Genomic DNA, 22,304 nt, shown 5'->3' with positions numbered 1-22,304 from the left:
CGGCGGCTCAGCGCGCCTCGGCCGCACGGACCTGCTCCGGGGTCGGCGCCGTGCCGCCGAGGTGGGCCGGCATCCACCAGGTGTCGTCCGGGCCCTTGGGGCGCACCGGGTAGGCGCGCTGCGCGGCCTCCAGCAGTTCCTGCACCCGCCCCCGCAGCTGCCGGGTGATCGCGCCCGCGTACTTGTCCTTGGAGGCCTCGAGCGCCTCGCCGACGCGCATGGTGATCGGGGTGTGGCTGCGCTTGAAGTTGCGGGGGTGTCCCTTGGTCCACAGCCGCTGGGTGCCCCACACCGCCATCGGGATCAGCGGTACGCCCGCCTCCTGCGCCATGCGCGCGGCACCCGACTTGAAGCTCTTCAGCGTGAAGGACTGGGAGATCGTGGCCTCCGGGAAGACGCCCACGATCTCGCCCGACCGCAGCGAGGCGAGCGCGTGCGCGTACGCCGCGTCGCCCTGCTTGCGGTCCACGGGGATGTGCCTCATCCCGCGCATCAGCGGGCCCGAGATCTTGTGCCGGAATACGGCGTCCTTCGCCATGAAGCGCACGAGCCGCTTCTGCGGCAGCGCCGCGAGGCCGTTGAAGACGAAGTCCAGGTAGCTGATGTGGTTGCTCACCAGTACGGCGCCGCCCGTACGCGGGATGTTCTCCGAACCCTGGCAGTCGATCTTGAGGTCCCACGCCTTGAACAGAGTCTGGGCGAAACCGATCACGGGACGGTAGACGAGTTCTGCCATGGGTGTGGTGGAACCCTTCCTGCTCTGCCTGGGAAGGGGGACTCCCAGTCGAAGTTACGCAGCCGTAGGTTTACGGCTTGTCGCTGATGGTGCCCCAAGAACGACCGCCGAACCAGCCCTGACGCCTGCCTGCGGCGAGATTCTCGTCACGTCCACCCCCTTGATCCACCTCGGGCTTTTGCGTCGCCATTACCCCGCGCACCGTCGTCCGCCGCAGGAGCAGGTGTGTCTCACCTCCCCGGGCGGTAGCCGAACGAGGCCCGGGAGCCCCGGAGTCCGTCGCCGGTCCGATCCGGCTCCGCAGGACACGCCGGAACAATCAGCCGTACGGCGGCGGCCGCCCCGTCCGCCGGGCCGCAGGCGAACGCCGGCGTCCGCCGGGCCGGCAGCCGTACGTTTCCGGTGACCAGCACGGCGGCCTGCACTGCGGTCGTCATGGCGGCCCGGTGGACGGGTCCTCTCGCGTCGGTGTCCGTGGATTGGGCAATTCCGTAAGGGAAACCCCTGCGGGTGCCGGGAATCTTTGCGGTCCCGTGAATGCTTCGACGGATGATGACCGGGCTCACGGGGTGTGTGCCGGTGCTCGCGGCGGCGAGCGCCTTCGGAGTGCTGCGGTTGCGGCGGAGCGGGAGAGTACGGGTGCGAGGGCGGGACGACGGCAAGCGGTTGAGGGCGGAGGAACTCGGCGCCGACCTCGGTGAACGGGCCACCCTCGTCCAGTTCTCCAGCGCGTTCTGTGCGCCCTGCCGGGCGACCCGGAGAGTGCTCGGCGAGGTGGCCGGTCTGGTTCCCGGTGTGGCCCACGTGGAGATCGACGCCGAGGCGCACCTGGATCTCGTGCGCCGGCTGGACATCCTCAAGACGCCCACCGTGCTGGTCCTCGACGCCGACGGCGGTGTCGTCCGGCGCGCCACCGGCCAGCCGCGCAAGGCCGATGTGATCGCCGCGCTCGGCGAGGCCGTATGACGGGGTGGGCCGCCCCGCCTTCTTCTGTCGCCAGGGACGTCTCCACGCCCCACCTCACCGGTCCGAGGGTGACCGCTGCTGCGTGCCGGTCGAGTTCCGGTTACGCTGCGTTGCGAAGGTCACAGTTCAAAGCGCTTGCTCAGCGGGAATGAACTGGGTGTACTGGCGAGTAATATTTAGCTCGGAACCGTGGATCGCCCCGATCGGGAACGGCCGTTTGAGGCGCCTATGCTGCCTGAAGGCAGGCAGCCAGAACTGACGATTGCAGTAGGAGAGCCGGCGTGAGCTTGAGGATCGTTGTCACCGTGAAGTACGTGCCCGACGCCACCGGCGACCGGCACTTCGCCGATGACCTGACCGTCGACCGCGACGACGTGGACGGTCTGCTCTCCGAGCTGGACGAGTACGCGGTCGAGCAGGCGCTGCAGATCTCGGAGAACTCCGACGACGACGTGGAGATCACCGTGTTGACGGTGGGCCCCGAGGACGCCAAGGACGCGCTGCGCAAGGCGCTGTCCATGGGCGCCGACAAGGCGATCCACGTCGAGGACGACGACCTGCACGGCAGTGACGCCATCGGCACCTCCCTGGTGTTGGCCCGGGCGATCGAGAAGGCCGGCTACGACCTGGTCATCTCCGGCATGGCCTCCACCGACGGCGTGATGGGCGTGGTGCCGGCGCTGCTCGCCGAGCGCCTGGGCGTGCCGCAGGTCACGCTCCTGTCGGAGGTCGCGGTCGCCGGCGGCACGGTGTCGGGCCGCCGGGACGGCGACGCCGCCTCCGAGCAGCTGCAGGCGTCGCTGCCGGCGGTGGTGTCGGTCACCGACCAGTCGGGCGAGGCGCGCTACCCCTCCTTCAAGGGCATCATGGCGGCGAAGAAGAAGCCGGTCGCCTCCTGGGACCTGTCCGACCTGGACCTGGAGGCCGACGAGGTCGGCCTCGAGGGTGCCTACACCGTGGTCGAGGACGCCACCGAGCGCCCGGCCCGCACCGCGGGCACGATCGTCAAGGACGAGGGCGAGGGCGGCAAGCAGCTCGCCGCCTTCCTCGCGAGCCAGAAGTTCATCTGAGCCCACCGGCCCCAGCTCGCTTCCCGCCCCCTTCACACTTCGCAAGCAGGAGAGAAGAAGTCCCATGGCTGAAGTTCTCGTCTACGTCGACCACGTGGACGGCGCCGTCCGCAAGCCGACCCTGGAGCTGCTCACCCTGGCCCGCCGCCTCGGCGAGCCGGTCGCCGTCGCGCTGGGCGCCGGCGCCGGCGCCGCCGCCACCGCCGCCGCCCTGGCCGAGCACGGCGCGGCGCGGGTGTTGACCCACGAGGCCGCCGAGTACGCCGACTACCTGGTCGTGCCCAAGGTGGACGCCCTGCAGGCCGCGGCCGCACAGGTCTCCCCGGCCGCGGTGCTGGTGCCCTCCTCCGCCGAGGGCAAGGAGATCGCCGCCCGCCTGGCGCTGCGCCTGGGCTCCGGCATCATCACCGACGCCGTCGACCTCGAGGCGTCCGAGGCGGGCCCGGTGGCCACCCAGTCGGCGTTCGCCGCCGCCTACACCACCCGCTCCCGCGTCTCCCGGGGCACCCCGGTCATCACCGTCAAGCCGAACTCGGTCGCCGTGGAGGCGGCCCCGGCCGCCGGCGCGGTCGAGGCGCTGTCGGTGACCTTCTCCGCGCAGGCCACCGGCACCAAGGTGACCGGCCGCACGCCGCGCGAGTCGACCGGGCGTCCGGAGCTGACCGAGGCCGCGATCGTGGTCTCCGGTGGGCGTGGGGTGGGCGGCGCGGAGAGCTTCGCGGTCATCGAGGCGCTCGCCGACTCCCTGGGCGCGGCCGTCGGCGCCTCGCGGGCCGCGGTGGACGCCGGCTGGTACCCGCACACCAGCCAGGTCGGCCAGACCGGCAAGAGCGTCTCGCCGCAGCTGTACATCGCCTCCGGCATCTCCGGAGCGATCCAGCACCGGGCGGGCATGCAGACCTCGAAGACGATCGTGGCGGTCAACAAGGACGCCGAGGCCCCGATCTTCGACCTGGTCGACTACGGCGTGGTCGGCGACCTGTTCGACGTCGTCCCGCAGCTCACCGAGGAGATCAACACCCGCAAGGGCTGATCCCCTCAGGGCCGTAAGGGCCCGGGGCCCCCACGACCGCGCCCGGCGCGGTCGTGGGGGCCTTCGCCCGTTCCGGAACGGGGCTGCCCCGGCTGTCCCGGGGTGAGCGACGCCTGCACCGGCAGATGGTCGCTCGGGAACCGGCCTCCCGGGGCGTAGGTGTTGACCGCAGCGCGGTGCACCGTGACGTCGGGTGTGGCCAGGACCCAGTCGATACGGGCACCGCCCGGCACCAGCGGCCCGTACCCGTGGAACGTCCCGTACGCCTCGCCCCGCTCGGCCGCCGCGTCCCAGGTGTCGACGAGACCGGCGCCCAGCACCGTGTCGTACACCGGGTTCCCGTGGGCGGCGACGTTGAAGTCCCCCGTCACGATCACGGGCAGGGAGCGGGCCAGCCCGGTGACGCGCTCGGCGACCAGGGCGGCGGCCCGCTCGCGCGCGTACTGGCTCGCGTTGTCCAGGTGGGTGTTGAGCACGTAGAACTCCCGGTCACCGGCGCGCAGATCGCGGAAGCGGACCCAGGTGGCCATGCGGATGTGGGCGTTGCCCCAGGTGTTCGAGGCGATCAGGTACGGGGTGTCGGAGAGCCAGAAGTGGTCGTACTCCAGAGGGGCGAGCCGGCGGGTGTCGTAGAGGACCGCCATGAACTCGTCGCGGCTGCCGCCCGCCCGGCCGGTGCCGATCCAGTCGTAGGACGGTCCCAGGTCCGCCTCGATGTCGCGCAGCTGCTGGTGGAGGCCCTCCTGGGTGCCGATGACGTGCGGCTGCTCGCGGCGCAGCAGCCGGCGCATCACGGGTCTGCGGGCGGCCCAGCTGTGGGGCTCCGCGGTACCGGCGAAGCGCAGGTTGAACGACATGACCTCGAGCGGCCCGCCCTGGCGTTCCTGGCGTTTTTGGCCTTCCCGGGCCGAGGCGGGCTCGGGAGGCAGTGCTGTACTGGAGAGCGGAAGGGCGACGGAGGCGGCGAGCGCGGTCTTCAGACCCAGGCGGCGCGTGACTCGGCTGGGGTTCGGCACAGGAGCTCCTTCGCTGGTGCTGCGCGGCGGTGTCCGGGAGGGTCGGGCGTACGTCGGTGTGCGGGCGGCGCGGGGTGGTGCGGTGCCGGGTGGTGCGCGGTTCCGTGTCAGACGGTGCCAGATGGATGCGGACATGCCGAGAGGGCGGAGGGGATCGGGATGCTGGAGGAGGGTGAGGTGGTGTTGACCGGCGTAAAGGCCGCCCGATAACTTCATTCAACGGATTGTTGATTCCGCATTGTGGAAAGTGCGGATCGGGCGTGCTCGCGGGGACATGAGGGATCTGGAGGGCGTGGATGAGCCAGGGCCGGCAGGAGCAGGTGGCCACGAGCATCGCGGATGCCGTCGGCGCGGAGATCGACGCGTTCCTGGCGCCGGTCGACGCCGAGCTGGAGCGCCGCTACCCCGGAGACCCCGGCACCCGTCAGCCCGTCCACACCGTCTACGTCCCCGGCGACGCCTTCACCGCAGGCACCCTCCGCTCCTGGGGTGACCGGGCTTTGGCCGCTCTCGACGAACACGCTCCGGACGCCGCCTCGTTCGCCGCCGCCGTCGGGATGGACCCCGTCCTGGCCGAGGCGGTCTACGGCCGCGTCCGCGCCAAGCTGGAGCGCGAACCCGTGGAGGACCTGCGGGTCGACTTCGAGGACGGCTACGGCAACCGTCCCGACGCCGAGGAGGACGAGGCCGCCGCCCGCGCCGCGCGGCTGATCGCCGAGGCGCACCGGGACGGCACGGCGGCCCCGTACACGGGCATCCGGATGAAGTGCATGGAGGCCGCGGTGCGCGACCGGGGCATCCGCACCCTCGACATCTTCCTCACCGGCCTGGCCGAGGCCGGTCCGCTGCCCGGAGGGCTGGTGCTGACGCTGCCCAAGGTCACCTGTCCCGAGCAGGTCACCGCCATGGTGCGGCTCCTCGACGCATTCGAGAGGGCGCGCGGGCTGGAACCCGGCCGGCTCGGCTTCGAGATCCAGATCGAGACCAGCCAGGCCGTTCTCGCCGCCGACGGCACCGCCACCGTCGCCCGGATGATCCAGGCCGCCGAAGGGCGTGCCACAGGCCTGCACTACGGCACCTTCGACTACAGCGCCTGCCTCGGCGTCTCCGCCGCCTACCAGGCCAGTGACCACCCGGCCGCCGATCATGCCAAGGCCGTCATGCAGGTCGCCGCCGCGGGCACCGGCGTACGCGTCTCGGACGGCTCCACCAACGTCCTGCCCGTCGGCCCGACCGCACAGGTCCACGCCGCCTGGCGGCTGCACCACGGCCTCACCCGCCGGGCCCTGGCCCGCGCCTACTACCAGGGCTGGGACATGCACCCCGGGCATCTGCCCACCCGCTACGCAGCCGTCTTCGCCTTCTACCGCGAGAGTTTCGAACAGACCGCCGCCCGGCTCGCCCGGTACGCCGCCCGGACCGCCGGCGACGTCATGGACGAGCCCGCCACCGCCAGGGCCCTCGCCGGCCACCTGCTGCGCGGCCTGGACTGCGGTGCCCTGGACCACGCCGAGGTGGCGCGGGCGACCGGCCTCACCCGCGCCGACCTGGAGGGTTTCGCGTTTCCGCACCGCGGTGACCCGAAGGCCTCCGCGCCGTAGCCCGCACCTCTGCGCGACAGCCGTGCGGGATCCGTGTGGGGGCCGTGTGGGGCAATGCTCCATGGTGACCGGCGGGTTCGCGTCGTCTACGTGAGGGGTGGCAACGACAGGCCGGTGCCCGGGCTGTCCGTCCGCCGGGACCGTACATGCCGCTCCAGACCCGACGCCGTCACCAGACGCTCCTCGGCGAACACCCGTGTGCCCCGCGCGCAGAGCGCCGGATCGAAGCGGGCCCGCGCGCTGAACTGTTCGGCGGAGACGCCGAACAGTTCCCGCAACGTCCTTGAATTCAGCAGTAGTTCGGTGAGCAGGGGGCGCTGGCCGGGGTGGCCGCGTGGGGTCCGGGTGCCGTCGTGGAGGACGCCGTGCCGGTTGACGTACGCATGGGTGCCGGGGAGCGCGGTACCGTCGGGGAGTTCGATGCGGACGTCGGCCGAGGACAGCCAGACGCGGTCGTAGTTGCCGTCCGGCAGGGGGACGCCCTCGCTCGCGTCGATCACCGCGAGCTGCTCGGCGTCGAGCCAGATGACGAACAACTCCCGTACCGCCCCCGGGGCTTCGACCGGTGACGCGGACACATACCCCATGCGGCTCACATGCGCCGAGACCCCCACGTCGACGCCGGTCACCCGGGTCCGCACCATGGGGAGGGGCGAGGAGACCCCGAACCGGTCCATCTTGTACCGCAGTTGGCCGGGGGAGGCGTTGGACCCGACGGCGAGGACGGGCACCCGGTCCTCGTGGACCAGGCGGTCCAGCGGCCGCAGCAGGTCCCCGTCCAGCAGCCCCGACTCCCGCGGCCACGCACCCGGGTACCGCAACGGATGCTCGCGCGGCGCCTCGGCCAGGCCCAGCGCCCGCAGCGTACGGTCCGCGTCCCGCACGCGGTGCGCGCGGTCACTCGAGCGGCGGGGGCGGTCATCTGCGCGGTCTGCGCCGCCCCTTCGGATCCTCGCGGACACGGGGGCTCAGTCCGCCGGGGGCAGCTCGCCCGAGCCGCGTGTGATCAGCTTGGTCGGCAGTTCGATCCGCTCGGGGGCGAGCAGGGTGCCGTCCAGCTGCCGGAAGAGGCGTTCGGCGGCGGTCCGGCCGAGGGCCGCGGAGTCCTGGGCGACGACCGTGAGTCCCGGCCGGAGCAGATCGGCGAGCTCGATGTCGTCGAAACCCACGAGCGCGACAGGGCGGGACCGCTCGCTCAGGACCCGGATCACGGTGACCGTCACCCGGTTGTTGCCCGTGAAGACAGCCGTGACCGGATCCGGGCAGGACAGCATCTCCTCGGTGGCCCGGCGCACCCGCTCGGGGTCGGTGACCCCCAGGGACATCCAGGCGTCCTCCACCGGTATGCCCGCGTCCTCCATGGCGGCGCGGTAGCCGCGCAGACGCTCGGACGCGGTGTGGATGCCGGGCATGTCACCGATGAAACCGATCCTGCGGTGCCCGTGGGCGATGAGGTGGGCCACGCCGTCACGGGCGCCGCCGTAGTTGTCCGACACGACGACGTCGGCGTCTATCCGGCCTGCCGGCCGGTCCACGAAGACCGTGGCGACGCCCGCCCTGAGCTCGGGCTCGAGATACCGGTGGTCGTCACCTGCCGGAATCACCACCAGACCGTCCACCCGGCGGGCGCACAGTGCCAGCACGAGCTCCTGCTCGCGGTCGGCGTCCTCCGCGCTGGAACCGTTGATCAGCAGCGCGCCGTGTGCGCGGGCGACCTCCTCGACCGCCCGGCTCAGCGGACCGTAGAACGGGTCCGCGAGATCCTCCAGCACCAGGCCCACACTGGCGGTACGGCCCTTGCGCAGCACCCGCGCGCTGTCGTTGCGGCGGAAACCGAGAGCCTCGATGGACTCCTGCACCCGGCGCTCCGTCTCCGGCGTGACCCCGGGCTCGCCGTTGACCACCCGAGAGACCGTCTTCAGGCCGACTCCGGCACGGGCCGCCACGTCCTTCATGGTCGGGCGGTTGCCGTAACGGGACCCTGAGAGGCGGTGGGTGCGGCGGGGTGTCTCCGGCACGGTGCGGTGTCCTGTCCTGTCGACCACGGGCTGCGTGGATCCATGGGGTTGTACGAGGATGTGGCGTCGAGCATAGAGCCTGGACAACGTTGTCAGGCTCAGGGACACTGTCCACCGCGCATCCCGGCCCGCGAGCGATCGCTGCCCGTGGGGTGCGGCTCGCCCCGTGTGTCGCTCCATGGCCGCGCATGGGTTGTTTCAGCGCCTTTCTCATGGTTGACGGGGAGAACCGAGACTGATGCACACCGACCTCGTGGCAGCGCTCGACATCGGCGGCACCAAGATCGCCGGCGCGCTGGTGGACGGACAGGGCCGGATACTGGCCCGTGCCCAGCGGCCGACGCCCGCCCAGGCGGACGGCGACACCGTGATGCGGTCGGTCGAGGCGGTGCTGGGCGAGCTCGCCGCGTCCCCGCTGTGGGGGCGCGCGAGCGCTGTCGGTATCGGCAGTGCGGGCCCCGTGGACGCCTCCGCGGGCACGGTGAGCCCGGTGAACGTGCCCGGCTGGCGTGACTACCCGCTGGTCGCCGGGGTCCGGGCGGCGACCGGTGGACTGCCCGTGGAACTGATCGGCGACGGTGTGGCGATCACGGCGGCCGAACACTGGCAGGGCGCCGCCCGCGGCCACGACAACGCGCTGTGCATGGTCGTCTCGACCGGGGTCGGCGGCGGACTCGTGCTGGGGGGCCGGCTGCACCCCGGGCCGACCGGCAACACGGGGCACATCGGCCACATCAGCGTGGACCTCGACGGCGACCCGTGCCCGTGCGGCTCGCGCGGCTGCGTGGAGCGCATCGCGAGCGGGCCCAACATCGCCCGCCGAGCCCTGGCGAACGGCTGGCTCCCCGGACCGGACGGCGACACCTCCGCCGCCGCGGTGGCCGCCGCCGCCCGCGCCGGGGACCCGGTGGCCGTGGCGTCGTTCACGCGGGCCGCGCGGGCGCTGGCCGCCGGAATCGCGGCCACCGCGACGCTCGTCGAGATCGACATCGCCGTGGTCGGCGGAGGGGTGGGCAAGGCGGGCGAGGTCCTCTTCGCCCCCCTGCGCCAGGCCCTGACCGAGTACGCGACGCTGTCGTTCGTCCGGCGTCTCGTGGTGGCGCCGGCGCGGATGGGCACCGACGCCGGGCTGGTGGGCGCCGCGGCGGCGGCCCTGACACTGCGGACGGATCCGGCGGCGGCGGGCGTCTGACCACGGCCGGGGCACGGATGCCCGCGGGAGCGTTCACGCTCGTCGTGAAGGTCCGGGCGTGTCCGTACGCGTCCGTGCGTGACCCCGGGGCGGTTTCGGCCGTTGAGCCCGGCATGAAGAAGCGCAGCATGCTCGCCATCGCCACCCTGGCCACCGGTTTCGTCGTCGCGGCGGTCACTCCGTCGCACGCGCTCGGCGAGGGCCTCGAGGGCCTCCCCGTCGGTGACGCCCTCAGCACCCTCGACCACACCGTCACCGACGCTGGCCCGGCCGACGCGGCCGACGGCGACCGGAAGGCCAAGGGCTGACGGGCCCCGCGAAACCGCCCGACGGTGCCGGTGCCCTCCCGGGAGGGCACCGGCACCGTCGGTGTGCGTTCTCAACGGGGGCTGGTTTCCGTGGCAGGGTGGAGCGGGCAAGCCACAGGGGGCCCAACAGAAGAGGGGGAACCGTGATCGTCTGGATCAACGGTGCGTTCGGTGCGGGGAAGACCACGACCGCACGGGAACTGATCGAACTGATCCCGAACAGCGCGCTCTTCGACCCCGAGGTCATCGGCGGGGCGCTCAGCCATCTGCTTCCGCCCAAACGCCTGGCCGAGGTCGGCGACTTCCAGGACCTTCCCATCTGGCGCCGGCTCGTGATCGACACGGCGGCGGCCATGCTCGCCGAACTCGGCGGGACCCTGGTCGTTCCCATGACCCTGCTGAGGCAGGACTACCGCGACGAGATCTTCGGTGGCCTCGCGGCCCGCCGTATTCCGGTCCGGCATGTCCTCCTGGCTCCGGCGGAAACGATCCTGCGTGAGCGAATAGCGGGCCGGGAGGTTCCGCCGGACCTCCCGGACGGCGAGATACGGATCCGGCAGTGGTCCTACGACCACATCGAGCCGTACAAAACCGCCCTGGCCTCCTGGCTCACCGCCGACGCCTATCCGGTCGGCGCCGGCCCGCTGAGCCCGTACGACACCGCCGTCCGGATCGCCGAGGCGGTCGGCAGCGGCGAGGCGCCCGCCTGCGACATCGTGCAGACGCCCGAGCCGACGGCCGAGACCGTCGCCGCCGGTGTCCTCCTCTTCGACGAGCGCGACAGGGTGCTGCTCGTCGATCCGACCTACAAGCCGGGCTGGGAGTTCCCCGGCGGGGTCGTCGAACCCGGCGAGGCGCCCGCGCGCGCGGGCATGCGCGAAGTCGCCGAGGAGACCGGCATCCGCCTCGACGAGGCGCCGTCCCTGCTCGTCGTCGACTGGGAACCGCCCGCGCCGCCCGCCTACGGCGGCCTGCGCCTGCTCTTCGACGGCGGCCGTCTCCGCGCCGCCGACGCCGCGCGGCTGCTGCTGCCCGGCCCCGAACTCCGCGACTGGCGCTTCGTCTCCGAAACGGAGGCCGCCGGCATGCTGCCCCCGGTGCGCTACGAACGGCTCCGCCGCGCCCTGCGGGCACGGGAACGCGGGAAGGCGATGTATCTGGAAGCGGGGGTGCCGGTCGGCTGACGCCCGGAACCCGGCCGGACCCCGCGCGGACCGGCGCGGCCTGTTCGCGGTGCGAGGCCCGGCCCGGTGCCTGGTTCCCCGGCCGGGCGCCGCACCGCAGCAGTGCCGCGCGGGCGGGATCAGCCCGTGGACCCGGCCGCGGACGCGTAGTTGCGCAGGAACAGCGCCTCCGTGACCGACAGCCGTTCCAGCTCGTCGGGTGAGACGCTCTCGTTCACCGCGTGGATCTGCGCCTCCGGCTCGCTCAGGCCGATGAGCAGGATCTCCGCCTGCGGGTAGAGGGTCGCGAGGGTGTTGCACAGCGGGATGGATCCGCCCTGCCCCGCGTAACTCATCTCCCGGCCCAGGTACGCGACCGCCATCGCGTCGGCCATGGCCCGGTAGGCCGGGCTGGTGGTGTCGGCGCGGAACGCCTGCCCCTGTCCGATGTGCTCGGTGCTCACCCGCGCGCCCCACGGCGTGTGCGCCTCCAGGTGCGCCTGGAGCAGCTCGGTCGCCTCGGCCGCGTCGACCCCCGGCGGCACGCGCAGGCTGATCAGCGCGCGGGCACTCGCCTGCACGGACGGGGTCGCGCCGACGACCGGCGGGCAGTCGATGCCGAGGACGGTGACGGCCGGGCGGGCCCAGATGCGGTCGGCGACCGTACCGGAGCCGATCAGCTCCACGCCGTCGAGGACCTTGGCGTCCTTGCGGAACTGCTCCTCGTCGTACTGCAGTCCGTCCCAGGCGCTGTCGCCGGTCAGCCCGTCGACGGTCGTGCTGCCGTCCTCGGCGCGCAGCGAGTCCAGGACGCGGACCAGGGCGGCCAGGGCGTCGGGCGCGGCACCGCCGAACTGGCCCGAGTGCAGGTTGCCTTCGAGGGTGTCGACACGCAGACGGACGAGCGTCATACCGCGGAGGGTTGCGGTCACCGTCGGCAGACCGGCGCGGAAATTGCCGCTGTCGCCGATGACGATGGTGTCGGCGGCCAGCAGTTCGGGGTGCTGCTCGGCGTACCGCTCCAGGCCGCCGGTGCCCTGTTCCTCCGAACCCTCGGCGATCACCTTGACGTTGACGGGAACGCCGCCGTCGGCCTTGAGCGCGCGCAGCGCCAGCAGGTGCATGATCACACCGCCCTTGCAGTCGGCGGCCCCGCGCCCGTACCAGCGGCCGTCCCGCTCGGTGAGCTCGAACGGCGGGGTGTCCCAGCCGGCCTCGTCCAGCGGCGGCTGCACGTCGTAGTGGGCGTACAGGAGCACCGTCCTGGCGCCCTCGGGGCCGGGAAGGAAGCCGTACACCGACTGGGTGCCGTCGGGGGTGTCGAGGAGGGCCACGTCCTGGAACCCCTCGGCCGTGAGCGCGTCCGCGACCCAGCGGGCGGCGCCTTCGCTCTCGCTGCGCGGGAACTGGCCGAAGTCCGCCACCGACTTGAAGGCCACCAGTTCGGCGAGCTCCTCCTTCGCCCTGGGCATCAGCGAGGCGACGGTCGCGGCGACCGGATTCGACGACATGGGCACGCTCCTTGTGGGTGCGACGTTGATACGTGTGCGTACGTTCGTGGGCGAGACGATCGTGGAGCACGGGTGAGGTCCGGTGTACGGGGCACCCATGCCGCACGATCCTCCCACAGCGGCTTCGAGTGATCGTCGCCGTAGTATGCGGTGGACAGATGGGGGTACCCCCTGCTCGAGCGATGCCGGGAGCTGGGGGCGGGCAGGCGGCTGGATCGGGAGCAGTAGACCATCGTGAGCAGCGAGAACTCTTCGGCGGACGACGCGCGGCAGGTATGGGACGTCGTCGTGGTGGGCGCGGGACCCGCGGGTGCCTCGGCCGCCTACGCGGCAGCGGTCGCGGGACGGCGCGTGCTGTTGCTGGAGAAGGCGGAACTGCCCCGCTACAAGACGTGCGGGGGCGGCCTCATCGGCCCGTCGCGGGACTCCCTGCCTCCCGGCTTCGAGCTTCCGCTGAAGGACCGGGTGCACGCGGTGACGTTCTCGATCAACGGCCGCTTCAGCCGTACCCGCCGGTCCCGGCAGATGCTGTTCGGGCTGATCAACCGGCCCGAGTTCGACCACCAGCTGGTGGAGCACGCGCAGAAGGCCGGCGCCGAGGTGCGCACCGGTGCCGCCGTGCAGCGGGTCGAGCAGCACGGCTCGGCGGTACCGGACCGGCGCACGGTCGCCCTCGTCCTGCAGGGCGGCGAGACCGTGCTCGCGCGGGCCGTGGTCGGCGCGGACGGCAGCGCCGGACGCATAGGAGCACACGTCGGGGTCAAGGTGGACCAGGTCGACCTGGGTCTGGAGGCGGAGATCCCGGTGCCGGACACCGTCGCCGAGGACTGGAAGGGGCGAGTGCTCATCGACTGGGGCCCGATGCCCGGCAGTTACGGCTGGGTCTTCCCCAAGGGAGACACGCTCACCGTCGGGGTGATCTCCCGGCGTGGTGAAGGCGCCGCGACCAAGCGGTACTTGGAGGACTTCATCGGGCGGCTCGGTCTCGCCGGCTTCGAACCGAGCATCTCCTCCGGCCACTTGACCCGGTGCCGGGCGGACGACTCTCCGCTGTCGCGCGGACGGGTGCTCGTGTGCGGGGACGCCGCCGGGCTCCTGGAACCGTGGACCCGCGAGGGCATCTCCTTCGCGCTGCGGTCGGGCCGGCTGGCGGGGGAGTGGGCGGTGCGCATCGCCGAGGCCCACGACGCCGTGGACACGCGCCGGCAGGCGCTGAACTACGCCTTCGCGGTCAAGGCGGGGCTCGGTACCGAGATGAGCGTGGGCAAGCGGATGCTGGCCGCGTTCGAGCGGCGCCCCGGGGTGCTCCACGCCGTCCTCACCGGCTTCCGCCCCGCCTGGAACGCCTTCCGGGACATCACCCGCGGTTCGACGACGCTCGGCGAGCTGGTCCGTACCCATCCGCTGGCCCACCGCGCGATGATCGCACTGGACCGGCGTCCTTCGGGCGGCGGCTCCGGTGCCGCGGACAGGTCCGAGGCCGGGGGCACGTCCGTCAGTTCGTGACCGTGATCCGGAAGACCGGGTGGTCGGGGGCGACACGGCGCAGCTCCTCGTCGGAGGAGTCCGGGCCCACTCCGTCGAAGAAGACGCCGACCTCCGCCTTCCAGCGCTTGAGGTAGGCACGCAGCAGTGGCGGCTTGTCGTCGTCGGCGACCTCGGTCGCGGTGAAGGCTTCGACGCTCTTTCCGAGGTGCAGCTCGCCGCCGCCGGCCGCCCGCATGTTGTGCGTCCACTGGACATGGCCCCGGGGTGCGACGAGGTACTGAGCGCCGTCCAGGGTCATCAGATTGACCGGGGTGGTCCGCCACTGGCCGCTCTTGCGGCCGCGGACCGCAAGCACCCTGGACCCCCAGACGCTCAGTCCGCGGCGGGTCAGCCACGCCACTAGGCGGTTGAGGACGTTGACGGTGAACCAGCCGGGCTTCTTGACGTGCGTGGACATGAGGACCCCAGGTGAGAACGAGTCGGGTCGCCGGAGTGGCGCGGCGAAGGAGACGGGGAGCAGAAGGAGAGCGCTGCTCCTTTTCGTGAGCACTGCTCTCTGTTTGGTGGCATCAGTCTGCACGGCCCGATGTCTTTACGCAAGAGCAGTGCTCTCCTTTGTGTCCGGCGCTCTCTTTTGCGTGCAGTGCTCTGATGTCATGGAAGACTGATTCCATGAGCACCGCACACGGCGCCCGTGCACGGGCCAGGATCGAAGTCACCGCGGCGATCAAGGAGGCGGCCCGCAGACAGCTCGCGGCGGAAGGCGCCGCCAAACTCTCGCTGCGAGCCGCGGCCCGTGAACTCGGCATGGCGTCCTCCGCCCTGTACCGGTACTTCCCCAGCCGCGACGAACTGCTGACCGCTCTCATCATCGACGCCTACGACTCCCTCGGCGAGGCCGCCGAAACGGCCCACGCCGAGGCCGCCCACACCCCGCCGGCCCGGCGCTGGACCGTGGTGTGCGAGAGCGCGCGTACCTGGGCGCTCGGGCACCCGCACGAGTACGCGCTGATCTACGGTTCGCCGGTTCCCGGCTACAAGGCACCCGACACCACCGTGCCGGCCGCCTCCCGCCTGGCCTTCCTCGCCTTCGACATCCTGCGGGACGCACACCGCCGCTCCGCTCTGGCGCTGCCGCCCCTGTCGGCCGACCTGAGGCCGGAGGCCGAGCGGATGGCCGCCGACCTCGCGCCCGACCTCCCCCCGGAGGTGGTGGTGGCGATGGTGGCGGCCTGGGCCGAGCTGTTCGGGCTGGTCGGGTTCGAACTGTTCGGACAGTTCCACCGGGTCGTGGAGGACCGCGAGAGGTTCTTCCGGCACGCGGTGGACCGCCTCGCCCGTTCGGTCGGCCTGCCGGCGTCGTCGTAGCCCCGGCCCTCCCGCCGTTCCGCCGCCCGCGCCGACGCGTACTCCCGGGGGAGTATGCGTGATCACCTCGCCGGGGTGACGCCGCCACCGGTATCCGGCGTCTAGCGTGACGGACATGGACGAGCAGCGCGGGCACGGCGGCGGGCCGCCGGGCGGGCGGAGGCCCGGTCCTCCCGGTTGGTGGCGGTACGGCCCGTCCGGGAGGGGCCGCTGGGCCGACGGGGGCGACGGGGACGACGTCGGGAACCCGCGTTCACGGTGGCCTTGGCCCTCCACCCTGCTGCTCACCGCCTTCGTGCTGGTCGGCTCCGCCTTCGCGGAGCACTCCCAGGAGGGCGAGCGCGTCGCCCTCGATCCCTTCGCGCGCCTGTTGCTGTTCGCGGCCGGAGCGGTGCTGCTGTGGCGGCAGCGGCATCCGGTGCCGGTGGTGTTCGCCACCGTGGCCGCCGTGCTGCTCTATCTGGGCGCCGGCTACCCGTACGGGCCGGTGTTCCTGACCGTCGTCGTAGCCTGCTTCAGCGCCGTCGTCACCGGTCATCGCCGGGCGGCATGGGCGGCGATGGGAACACTCTGGGCAGGTCACCTGCTGCTCGCCCATGTGCTCCACCGGTGGCTGCCGCCGGCCGGCGACGCGGCTGCCTCCTGGAGCGAGGAGATCGTGGTCGCCACCTGGGTGGTGGCCGTCGTGGCGGTGGCGGAACTGGCCAGGGTCCGCCGCGAGCAGTGGGCACGGGAGCGCGCCGAGCGCGCCCGGGCGGTACGGCGGCGCGCGGACGAGGAACGGCTCCGGATCGCCCGCGAACTGCACGACGTGCTCGCGCACAGCATCTCCGTCATCAACGTGCAGGCGGGTGTCGGACTCGCGCTCCTCGACAGCGACCCCGAGCAGGCGCGCACCGCGCTCGCCACCATCAAGGACCAGAGCAAGGAGGCACTGGGGGAGGTGCGACAAGTGCTCGACACGCTGCGCGCCCCCGGTGACGCGCCGCGCGCGCCGGTCCCCGGCCTGGACCGCCTGCCCGAGCTGGTGGAGCAGGCGGCGGGCGCGGGCCTCGACGTCACCGTCGAGGGGGAGCCGCCGAAGCTTCCGCCCGGCGCGGACCTGGCCGCCTTCCGGATCCTCCAGGAGGCCCTCACCAACGTGGTACGGCACTCCGGCTCGCGGCACGCGCGCGTACGCATCGACCAGGACGGGGGGAGGCTGCGGCTGCGCATCGACGACGACGGGCCCGCCACCGGTGCCGACGCGGGCGGCAGCGGCAACGGGCTCGCCGGGATGCGGGAGCGGGCCGCTGCCCTCGACGGCACCATCGAGGCGGGCCCGCGTCCCGACGGCGGCTTCCGGGTGCTCGCCGTGCTGCCGCTCGACTCCGAGGAGAACCGGTGATCCGTGTAGTGCTCGCCGACGACCAGGCACTGGTCCGGGCAGGCTTCCGGGCTCTGCTGGACGCGCAGCAGGACATCGAGGTGACGGGAGAGGCGTCCGATGGCGCCGAAGCGGTGCGGTTGATCCGAGAACTGCGGCCCGACGTCGTCCTGATGGACATCCGCATGCCCGTGCTCGACGGACTCGCCGCCACCCGCCGGGTCACCGGTGACGCCGGTCTGGCGGACGTGAAGGTGGTCATGCTCACCACCTTCGAGCTGGACGAGTACGTCTTCGAGGCGATCCGGTCGGGTGCCTCGGGCTTTCTGGTGAAGGACACCGAACCGGACGAACTCCTGCGCGCGGTGAGGGCGGTGGTTTCCGGTGACGCACTGCTCTCACCGGGGGTGACCCGGCGCCTGATCGCCGAGTTCGCGGCCCGGTCCAAGGAACCGGCAGCCGTCGGCACGCTGTCCGGCCTCACCGAGCGGGAACGGGAGGTGATGGCGCTGGTCGGCATCGGCCTGACCAACGAGGAGATCGCCCGCCGTCTGGTCGTCAGCCCGCTCACCGCCAAGACCCACGTCAGCCGCACCATGGTCAAACTCGGTGCCCGTGACCGGGCGCAACTGGTCGTCCTGGCCTACGAGTCGGGTCTGGTCCGGCCGGGCTGGCTCGGCTGACCCGCCGGCCGGAACCGCCTCGGCACACTTCCCCCGGACCAGGAAGCACACTGCCCCCCGGAGCAGGAAGAGGACCGGCGCAAGCGCCGTCCCCGCGCCGAGCAGCAGTTCTTCGACGGTACCCGGGAGGGTGAAGGGCGGCGCCGGACCCGCCGCGGCACCGAAGGCGACCGCCGCGCGAACACCGCGCGAACACCGCGCCGCACAGCGCGTAACCGGTCTCGACGGTGATCGCATCCCGCTCGACCTGGGTCCGCCGCATCCGCACCCCCACCGAGGTGCTCTGCTTGGCCTTCTGAAGCCAAACGGCCCGGGGCCGGAAGGGCGAGGAGCCCGAAGCGCGTACGTGGTCGGACGGTGTGCCTGCTACGGTGCGGCCATGGCGGCGAAGCAGGCCGAACAGGCGCTCGTGCAACAGTGGCGGGACATATTGGCCCTGCATGCCCGCACACAGTGCGAACTCGACCGTGCACTGCACGAACACGGCCTGTGCGGCAGCGACTTCGAAGTCCTGGACATCCTCGCGGGTGCGGTGCGCGGCTGTTCCTACCGCGTCCAGGAGATCGCCGAGCGTGTCCACCTGACCCAGAGCGCGCTGTCCCGGCTGATCGCCCGTCTGGAGCGGGAAGGGCTCGCCGAACGGGGCACGTGCGCGGAGGACCGGCGGGGCGTTCGGGTCTCGCTGACGGCCAAGGGGCGCGCGCTGCACGGCGAAGTGCTTCCCGTTCAGCGCGCGGTGCTCACCCGGATGCTCACACACCCCTGAGCCGGGTTCCTCGGGGCGGGAACCTAGATCACGGCGGACGCGTCCCGCCAGAGCGTGGCGAGAGCCGGATCGCCCGATGTCGTCGGCACCGGCAGTCGGTTCCACAACGCGAGATACAACTGCTCCGCCGGACCCGCCAGTTCGCATTCGGCGTCCCCGTCCGCGTCCCGCGTGGTCACGGGCGGCTCCGGGGACAGGCGTACGGTCCACACCGCGTCGGCATCGGTGGCCCGCACCCGCAGGACGCGCGGCGCCTCGGTACGGACCCGGCTCCTGCGGAGTGCGTGGAAGCCGCGCAGCAGCTCGTCGATGCCGTCCACCGCGAAGTCCGTCGCGACCGGGGCCGGAGCGCCGCCGCGCGCCGATTCCGCGTCGAAGCGGTGCACCGCCGTCTCGTGCGCCTGGCGGCGGGACCAGAAGGCAAGGGCCGAGGGCGATCCGGGCAGAAAGGTGAAGCACTCCACGTCGGGGGCCGCGCCCGACAGAGTGCCGACGAGCCCGCGGTGCCCTTCGCGGTACCAGGCCAGGAGCTCGGGGCCGTCCAGCTCGGGAGGCTCCCCCATGGGACGGGGAGGGACATGCCCGTCGGCGACGAAGGCGGCGGCCCACCGGTGCACCACCCCGGTGTGCCGGACCAGGTCGCGCACCCGCCACTCGGGGCAGGTCGGCACCTCGGCGTCCGGACCGGCCTTCTCGGCGGCTTCGGCCAGCAGCCGGCCCTCTTCGTCCAGGATCTCCACGAACCGGGAAACGTCCATGAGGAGGAGTCTGCCGTACCGGACCGGGGCCGGTGGAGTGTACGTGTGTCGGCAAGCTGCCCCTAGGTCAGGCCGGGGCCGCCTTGCGGGTCGCGAACCCGATCACCGTGGCCACCGCCGCGAGCACCGCCACGCTGGTCAGGGCGGCCGGAAGGCTGAACCGGTCCGCCATGAACCCGATCGCCGGCGGACCGAGGAGCATGCCGCCGTACCCCAGGGTGGACGCCGTGGCGACACCACTCGGGCCGGCGAGCGCGCCCGCGCGTTCGATGGCCACCGGGAAGAGGTTGGCGAGGCCGATGCCGGTGATCGCGTAGCCGAGCAGGGCGCCCTCCAGGGAGGGCGCGAGCGCGCCGAGCAGCATCCCGGCCGTCGCGATGGTGCCGCCCGCCACCAGGGTCCGGGTCCTGCCCAGCCGCTCGAGCAGTGCCGTACCGCTGAGCCGCCCGATCGCCATGGCGAGCGCGAAGCAGGAGTACCCGAGGGCCGCGGCGCCCGGCGAGGCACCGAGGTCCTCCTCCAGATGCAGCGCGCCCCAGTCGGCCAGGGCCCCCTCGCCGTAGGCGGTGCAGAGCGCGATCAGCCCGAAGACGATCACCAGCGTGCGCGTACGGCCGTCCAGTCGGCGCGGGCCGCCCTGCTCGGTCCGCCCCTCGTCCTTCCCCCGCCCCTGCCTCCGGTCAGCGGGGACCAGCGGCTCGATCCGCATGAGCATCCGTCCCGCTACAGCGGTCACCAGCAGGCCGATGGCGGCGAGCCCCCACAGATGCCGGGTGAGCGAGAGGGAACCGGCGACCAGGGCACCCAGCCCCGCGCCGGCCATGCCGCCCAGGCTGAACGCGGCGTGGAAGCTCGGCATGACGGGGCGCCGCAGTGCGGCCACCAGATCGACGGCCGCACTGTTGAAGGCGACATTGATGCCGCCGTAGGCCGCGCCGAACACCAGGAGCACGGCGCCGAGCGCGAGCGCGGAGTGGGTGAGCGGCGGCAGGCCGACGCTGAGGCAGAGCAGGACCGCGCAGACCACGGTGACGGGATGGCTGCCGTAGCGGCGGCACAGCCGGCCGGTGAAGAGCATCGTGACGACGGCTCCGGCGGAGACCCCGAGCAGGGCGAGCCCGAGCGCGCCGGCGGAGGCGCCGGTCTGCTCCTTGATGGCGGGAATGCGCACGACCCAGCCGGCGAAGACGAAGCCGTCGAGGGCGAAGAAGAGGGTCAGGGCGAGGCGGAGGCGGACGAGGTCGGAGCGCGGCACGGCACGGTGCGAGCGGAGTTTGTTTATTAGCGGCACAAAATGAGGCTAAGTGGCCCCCGGGGCAGGGACAAGCAAGGCGGCTCGGCTCGCGCGGTCACGCCGAGCGAGCCGGCCTCGTGGCACCGGTCGTTGTTCCTCCGGTCGTGGTCCGGCGGTCGCACCGTTCATGGATCCGTCGTGGTCCGCGCCGGCGTGGGCCCGACCGCCCACTTCGGGAGCAGCAGCTCGCGCTCCTCGCGGCCCGGAGGGGCGGTGGTGCCATGGTCGCGGCGCCAGCTGAGGAGGTCGTCGAGGCCGGTACCGCCGTCGCCCCCGGGCCGCCGCATGAGGGTGAACGAGAGCTCGTACTCCTCAAGCCCGTGGATTCCGCCCGTGAGGGCCGCGAAAGGGCTCGCCCCGACCGTTCCGTCGCCGGTCGTCCCGCGGACGGTGAAGAAGAGCGGCTGCTCCGGGTCCCGGCCCGGCATGGCGCTCACCGCGTCGCACGCGGGGGAAGCGTGCCGCCGAGCCGTCCGCCGGACGGTGACGTCGGCGATCTCGATCCTCTGGACCTCGTCCCAGGTCCGGAATTCTGTCTGCTCGCGGCCCAGTGGCTCGACGCCGTCCTTGGCGAGCCGTAGCCCCGTGGCGTCCCCTTCCGGCTCGGTCCCGCATGCGCGGATTCCTCGGTGATCCAGAACAGACCGACCAGAGGCATGTGCGCTTCCGGCGGCATCGTGCGGCGTCGGGAGGCGGCAGTCGGTCCGCCCCCTCCGGCGGTGAGGATCCTCCCACGCCCTTCCGCCCCCCCAGACGCGGAGCGCTGTCAAAGGGTTCCGCTTCCGGGGGCGACCCGGTCCGTGCGGCAGCGGACGAGCCGTTGATACCGCCGTAGGGGTGGCTTCGTAACCCGTGTGAACGCCTCGAATGGTGAGAGTCGGATATCTGCCTGACGGTAGATCACGTTGGGGCTCGGTCAAACGTGCTGATGCGGAGTCAGCAGCCGGGGTCACCGACGGAAGGACAACTCGGATGCGTTCTGCCCGCATGCTGCTCGCCACCGCGACGGCCACCGCAGCCCTCGTGGTCTCGGCGCCCACAGCCTTCGCCGTCACGGCGGGCGACTGGGATCACGACAAGTCTTCCTACAGCAAGAAGCACGACGAGGACAGCAGCCACGACAAGCCGCACGGCGGAATCCACACGGGTGGCGGTGCGCTGACCACCGGGGGCGAGGACGACTGGAGCGGCAAGCACGACAAGGACGAGTCGAAGGACGAGTACAAGGACGAGGACGAGGACAAGGGCAAGGGCAACTACAAGGACGAGGAGAAGGACGAGGACAAGGGCAACTACAAGGGCGAGGACAAGGGCAAGCCCAGCGGCGGTGTGCACACCGGCGGTGGCGCCCTGACCGCCGGGGGTGAGGACGACTGGAGCGACAAGGACGAGTCGAAGGACGAGTACAAGGACGAGGACGAGGACGAGGGCAACTACGAGGACGAGGACAAGGACGAGGACAAGGGCAACTACAAGGACGAGGACAAGGGCAACTACAAGGGCGAGGACAAGGGCAAGCCCAGCGGCGGTGTGCACACCGGCGGTGGCGCCCTGGCCGCTGTCAATGAGGACGGCTGGAGCGGCAAGTACGACAAGGACGAGTCGAAGGACGAGTACAAGGACGAGTCGAAGGACGAGTACAGCGGCAAGAAGGACTGGGAGCACGACAAGCCCAGCGGCGGTGTGCACACGGGCGGTGGCGGGCTTTCCGACCCGAGTGTCTCCGGCGGCGGCCTGGCCGCGCTGACCGTTCTCGGCGCCGGCGCTTACGCGCTGCGGCGCAAGAAGGCGTCCGGAAGCGTGGCCTGATCCATGCCTGGCGTCATAGCAGCCGGGGCCGCCATGACACACGACGCGTGTCATGGCGGCTCTGCTCTCCCTTTCGCCTTCCGTGTGTTCGCTGCCGTGTCCGAATGAGGTGGTCCCCCGATGGCAGCCCGCCCCCTTTCCTCCGTCCCTGAAGATCC

General features: G+C 72.1%; 23 protein-coding genes and 1 pseudogene. 13 read left to right on the top strand and 11 right to left on the bottom strand.

Annotation, left to right across the window (positions count from 1 at the left end; translation table 11 throughout):
* Window positions 1–7: 7 nt before the first annotated feature.
* Both OHB56_RS06560 and OHB56_RS06555 read right to left on the bottom strand, forming a co-directional pair.
* Window positions 8–736 carry a lysophospholipid acyltransferase family protein gene (locus tag OHB56_RS06560; RefSeq protein WP_326751400.1) on the bottom strand — a complete coding sequence of 243 codons (729 nt, stop codon included), beginning with the start codon at window positions 734–736 and terminating at the stop codon, window positions 8–10.
* A 230-nt stretch (window positions 737–966) separates the two neighbouring features.
* A complete protein-coding gene (locus OHB56_RS06555; RefSeq protein WP_326751399.1) occupies window positions 967–1,173 on the bottom strand; it encodes a hypothetical protein in 207 nt (68 codons plus the stop codon).
* Between the two features lie 115 nt (window positions 1,174–1,288).
* Here OHB56_RS06555 and OHB56_RS06550 point away from each other — a divergent pair, with 115 nt between their 5' ends.
* From OHB56_RS06550 to OHB56_RS06540, 3 genes are all read left to right on the top strand, one after another.
* On the top strand, window positions 1,289–1,702 hold the full coding sequence (locus tag OHB56_RS06550) for a thioredoxin family protein (RefSeq protein ID WP_326756908.1): 414 nt from the start codon (window positions 1,289–1,291) through the stop codon (window positions 1,700–1,702).
* Between the two features lie 281 nt (window positions 1,703–1,983).
* Window positions 1,984–2,772, top strand: coding sequence for an electron transfer flavoprotein subunit beta/FixA family protein (locus OHB56_RS06545; RefSeq protein WP_406352158.1), 789 nt, complete (start codon window positions 1,984–1,986; stop codon window positions 2,770–2,772).
* Window positions 2,773–2,836: 64 nt separating this feature from the next.
* Entirely contained in the window at window positions 2,837–3,805 is a 969-nt protein-coding gene (locus OHB56_RS06540; protein WP_406352157.1) for an electron transfer flavoprotein subunit alpha/FixB family protein, read from the top strand.
* Window positions 3,806–3,810: 5 nt separating this feature from the next.
* On the opposite strand, the gene OHB56_RS06535 is transcribed toward OHB56_RS06540, so the two are convergent.
* Window positions 3,811–4,821, bottom strand: a complete 1,011-nt coding sequence (locus OHB56_RS06535; protein WP_406352155.1) for an endonuclease/exonuclease/phosphatase family protein — start codon at window positions 4,819–4,821, stop codon at window positions 3,811–3,813.
* A 296-nt stretch (window positions 4,822–5,117) separates the two neighbouring features.
* On the opposite strand from OHB56_RS06535, the gene OHB56_RS06530 reads away from it, so the two are divergent.
* Complete coding sequence (locus OHB56_RS06530) at window positions 5,118–6,422, top strand: DUF6986 family protein (protein ID WP_406352153.1); 1,305 nt, start codon at window positions 5,118–5,120, stop codon at window positions 6,420–6,422.
* 86 nt (window positions 6,423–6,508) lie between these two features.
* Here OHB56_RS06530 and OHB56_RS06525 read toward each other — a convergent pair whose 3' ends face one another.
* Both OHB56_RS06525 and OHB56_RS06520 read right to left on the bottom strand, forming a co-directional pair.
* Window positions 6,509–7,306 (bottom strand): hypothetical protein, encoded by a 798-nt coding sequence (locus OHB56_RS06525; protein WP_406352151.1) that lies wholly within the window; start codon window positions 7,304–7,306, stop codon window positions 6,509–6,511.
* Window positions 7,307–7,390: 84 nt separating this feature from the next.
* Window positions 7,391–8,467: a LacI family DNA-binding transcriptional regulator gene (locus tag OHB56_RS06520; RefSeq protein WP_326751393.1), complete on the bottom strand. Its 1,077-nt coding sequence runs from the start codon at window positions 8,465–8,467 to the stop codon at window positions 7,391–7,393.
* Between the two features lie 211 nt (window positions 8,468–8,678).
* On the opposite strand from OHB56_RS06520, the gene OHB56_RS06515 reads away from it, so the two are divergent.
* From OHB56_RS06515 to OHB56_RS06505, 3 genes are all read left to right on the top strand, one after another.
* Window positions 8,679–9,632, top strand: coding sequence for an ROK family protein (locus tag OHB56_RS06515; protein ID WP_326751392.1), 954 nt, complete (start codon window positions 8,679–8,681; stop codon window positions 9,630–9,632).
* Window positions 9,633–9,745: 113 nt separating this feature from the next.
* A complete protein-coding gene (locus OHB56_RS06510) occupies window positions 9,746–9,940 on the top strand; it encodes a hypothetical protein (protein WP_406352149.1) in 195 nt (64 codons plus the stop codon).
* A 143-nt stretch (window positions 9,941–10,083) separates the two neighbouring features.
* On the top strand, window positions 10,084–11,124 hold the full coding sequence (locus OHB56_RS06505; protein WP_055596396.1) for an NUDIX hydrolase: 1,041 nt from the start codon (window positions 10,084–10,086) through the stop codon (window positions 11,122–11,124).
* 119 nt (window positions 11,125–11,243) lie between these two features.
* Here the strand turns inward: OHB56_RS06505 and OHB56_RS06500 are convergent, their stop codons facing one another.
* A complete protein-coding gene (locus tag OHB56_RS06500) occupies window positions 11,244–12,614 on the bottom strand; it encodes a dipeptidase (protein WP_406352147.1) in 1,371 nt (456 codons plus the stop codon).
* A 234-nt stretch (window positions 12,615–12,848) separates the two neighbouring features.
* Here OHB56_RS06500 and OHB56_RS06495 point away from each other — a divergent pair, with 234 nt between their 5' ends.
* Window positions 12,849–14,120 carry a geranylgeranyl reductase family protein gene (locus tag OHB56_RS06495; RefSeq protein ID WP_326751389.1) on the top strand — a complete coding sequence of 424 codons (1,272 nt, stop codon included), beginning with the start codon at window positions 12,849–12,851 and terminating at the stop codon, window positions 14,118–14,120.
* Here the strand turns inward: OHB56_RS06495 and OHB56_RS06490 are convergent.
* Window positions 14,110–14,559, bottom strand: coding sequence for a nitroreductase family deazaflavin-dependent oxidoreductase (locus OHB56_RS06490; protein WP_055596399.1), 450 nt, complete (start codon window positions 14,557–14,559; stop codon window positions 14,110–14,112). The genes OHB56_RS06495 and OHB56_RS06490 overlap by 11 nt on opposite strands.
* 215 nt (window positions 14,560–14,774) lie before the next feature.
* Here OHB56_RS06490 and OHB56_RS06485 point away from each other — a divergent pair, with 215 nt between their 5' ends.
* The 3 genes from OHB56_RS06485 to OHB56_RS06475 all read left to right on the top strand — a co-directional run bounded on the left by OHB56_RS06485 (window position 14,775) and on the right by OHB56_RS06475 (window position 17,519).
* The gene (locus OHB56_RS06485; RefSeq protein ID WP_388444956.1) at window positions 14,775–15,470 is read left to right on the top strand and encodes a TetR/AcrR family transcriptional regulator; all 696 of its coding nucleotides are present in this window, start codon (window positions 14,775–14,777) and stop codon (window positions 15,468–15,470) included.
* Window positions 15,471–15,585: 115 nt separating this feature from the next.
* Entirely contained in the window at window positions 15,586–16,857 is a 1,272-nt protein-coding gene (locus OHB56_RS06480; protein WP_406352144.1) for a sensor histidine kinase, read from the top strand.
* Window positions 16,854–17,519: a response regulator gene (locus OHB56_RS06475; RefSeq protein WP_406352142.1), complete on the top strand. Its 666-nt coding sequence runs from the start codon at window positions 16,854–16,856 to the stop codon at window positions 17,517–17,519. Before OHB56_RS06480 ends, OHB56_RS06475 begins: the two co-directional genes overlap by 4 nt.
* Before the next feature lie 30 nt (window positions 17,520–17,549).
* Here the strand turns inward: OHB56_RS06475 and OHB56_RS06470 are convergent.
* Window positions 17,550–17,756: pseudogene (locus OHB56_RS06470) on the bottom strand (DUF6332 family protein); the annotation flags it as partial.
* A 142-nt stretch (window positions 17,757–17,898) separates the two neighbouring features.
* Between OHB56_RS06470 and OHB56_RS06465 the strand changes: the two are divergent.
* Window positions 17,899–18,285 (top strand): MarR family winged helix-turn-helix transcriptional regulator, encoded by a 387-nt coding sequence (locus OHB56_RS06465; RefSeq protein ID WP_055596413.1) that lies wholly within the window; start codon window positions 17,899–17,901, stop codon window positions 18,283–18,285.
* 23 nt (window positions 18,286–18,308) lie between these two features.
* Here OHB56_RS06465 and OHB56_RS06460 read toward each other — a convergent pair whose 3' ends face one another.
* The 3 genes from OHB56_RS06460 to OHB56_RS06450 form a co-directional block, all read right to left on the bottom strand.
* Window positions 18,309–19,043 (bottom strand): maleylpyruvate isomerase family mycothiol-dependent enzyme, encoded by a 735-nt coding sequence (locus OHB56_RS06460; protein WP_055628675.1) that lies wholly within the window; start codon window positions 19,041–19,043, stop codon window positions 18,309–18,311.
* 67 nt (window positions 19,044–19,110) lie between these two features.
* Window positions 19,111–20,298 carry an MFS transporter gene (locus OHB56_RS06455; protein WP_406358947.1) on the bottom strand — a complete coding sequence of 396 codons (1,188 nt, stop codon included), beginning with the start codon at window positions 20,296–20,298 and terminating at the stop codon, window positions 19,111–19,113.
* Between the two features lie 164 nt (window positions 20,299–20,462).
* On the bottom strand, window positions 20,463–20,774 hold the full coding sequence (locus OHB56_RS06450; RefSeq protein WP_406352139.1) for a hypothetical protein: 312 nt from the start codon (window positions 20,772–20,774) through the stop codon (window positions 20,463–20,465).
* A 535-nt stretch (window positions 20,775–21,309) separates the two neighbouring features.
* On the opposite strand from OHB56_RS06450, the gene OHB56_RS06445 reads away from it, so the two are divergent.
* The gene (locus OHB56_RS06445) at window positions 21,310–22,146 is read left to right on the top strand and encodes a hypothetical protein (protein WP_406352137.1); all 837 of its coding nucleotides are present in this window, start codon (window positions 21,310–21,312) and stop codon (window positions 22,144–22,146) included.
* Window positions 22,147–22,304: the final 158 nt, after the last annotated feature.

The organism is Streptomyces sp. NBC_01635 (assembly GCF_045209715.1).
Lineage (GTDB): Bacteria > Actinomycetota > Actinomycetes > Streptomycetales > Streptomycetaceae > Streptomyces > Streptomyces hirsutus.
The sequence above is the reverse complement of the archived record's forward strand: the minus strand, read 5'-3'. Positions and strand labels throughout refer to the sequence as shown.

What these genes read in the sequence shown, in the direction of transcription:
- OHB56_RS06550 (WP_326756908.1), top strand. Translation starts at nt 1,289, where the DNA reads ATGACCGGGCTCACGGGGTGTGTGCCGGTGCTCGCGGCGGCGAGCGCC.
- OHB56_RS06460 (WP_055628675.1), bottom strand. Translation starts at nt 19,043, where the DNA reads ATGGACGTTTCCCGGTTCGTGGAGATCCTGGACGAAGAGGGCCGGCTG.
- OHB56_RS06500 (WP_406352147.1), bottom strand. Translation starts at nt 12,614, where the DNA reads ATGTCGTCGAATCCGGTCGCCGCGACCGTCGCCTCGCTGATGCCCAGG.
- OHB56_RS06560 (WP_326751400.1), bottom strand. Translation starts at nt 736, where the DNA reads ATGGCAGAACTCGTCTACCGTCCCGTGATCGGTTTCGCCCAGACTCTG.
- OHB56_RS06445 (WP_406352137.1), top strand. Translation starts at nt 21,310, where the DNA reads ATGCGTTCTGCCCGCATGCTGCTCGCCACCGCGACGGCCACCGCAGCC.
- OHB56_RS06480 (WP_406352144.1), top strand. Translation starts at nt 15,586, where the DNA reads ATGGACGAGCAGCGCGGGCACGGCGGCGGGCCGCCGGGCGGGCGGAGG.
- OHB56_RS06530 (WP_406352153.1), top strand. Translation starts at nt 5,118, where the DNA reads ATGAGCCAGGGCCGGCAGGAGCAGGTGGCCACGAGCATCGCGGATGCC.
- OHB56_RS06515 (WP_326751392.1), top strand. Translation starts at nt 8,679, where the DNA reads ATGCACACCGACCTCGTGGCAGCGCTCGACATCGGCGGCACCAAGATC.
- OHB56_RS06555 (WP_326751399.1), bottom strand. Translation starts at nt 1,173, where the DNA reads ATGACGACCGCAGTGCAGGCCGCCGTGCTGGTCACCGGAAACGTACGG.
- OHB56_RS06465 (WP_055596413.1), top strand. Translation starts at nt 17,899, where the DNA reads ATGGCGGCGAAGCAGGCCGAACAGGCGCTCGTGCAACAGTGGCGGGAC.
- OHB56_RS06490 (WP_055596399.1), bottom strand. Translation starts at nt 14,559, where the DNA reads ATGTCCACGCACGTCAAGAAGCCCGGCTGGTTCACCGTCAACGTCCTC.
- OHB56_RS06510 (WP_406352149.1), top strand. Translation starts at nt 9,746, where the DNA reads ATGAAGAAGCGCAGCATGCTCGCCATCGCCACCCTGGCCACCGGTTTC.
- OHB56_RS06485 (WP_388444956.1), top strand. Translation starts at nt 14,775, where the DNA reads ATGAGCACCGCACACGGCGCCCGTGCACGGGCCAGGATCGAAGTCACC.
- OHB56_RS06540 (WP_406352157.1), top strand. Translation starts at nt 2,837, where the DNA reads ATGGCTGAAGTTCTCGTCTACGTCGACCACGTGGACGGCGCCGTCCGC.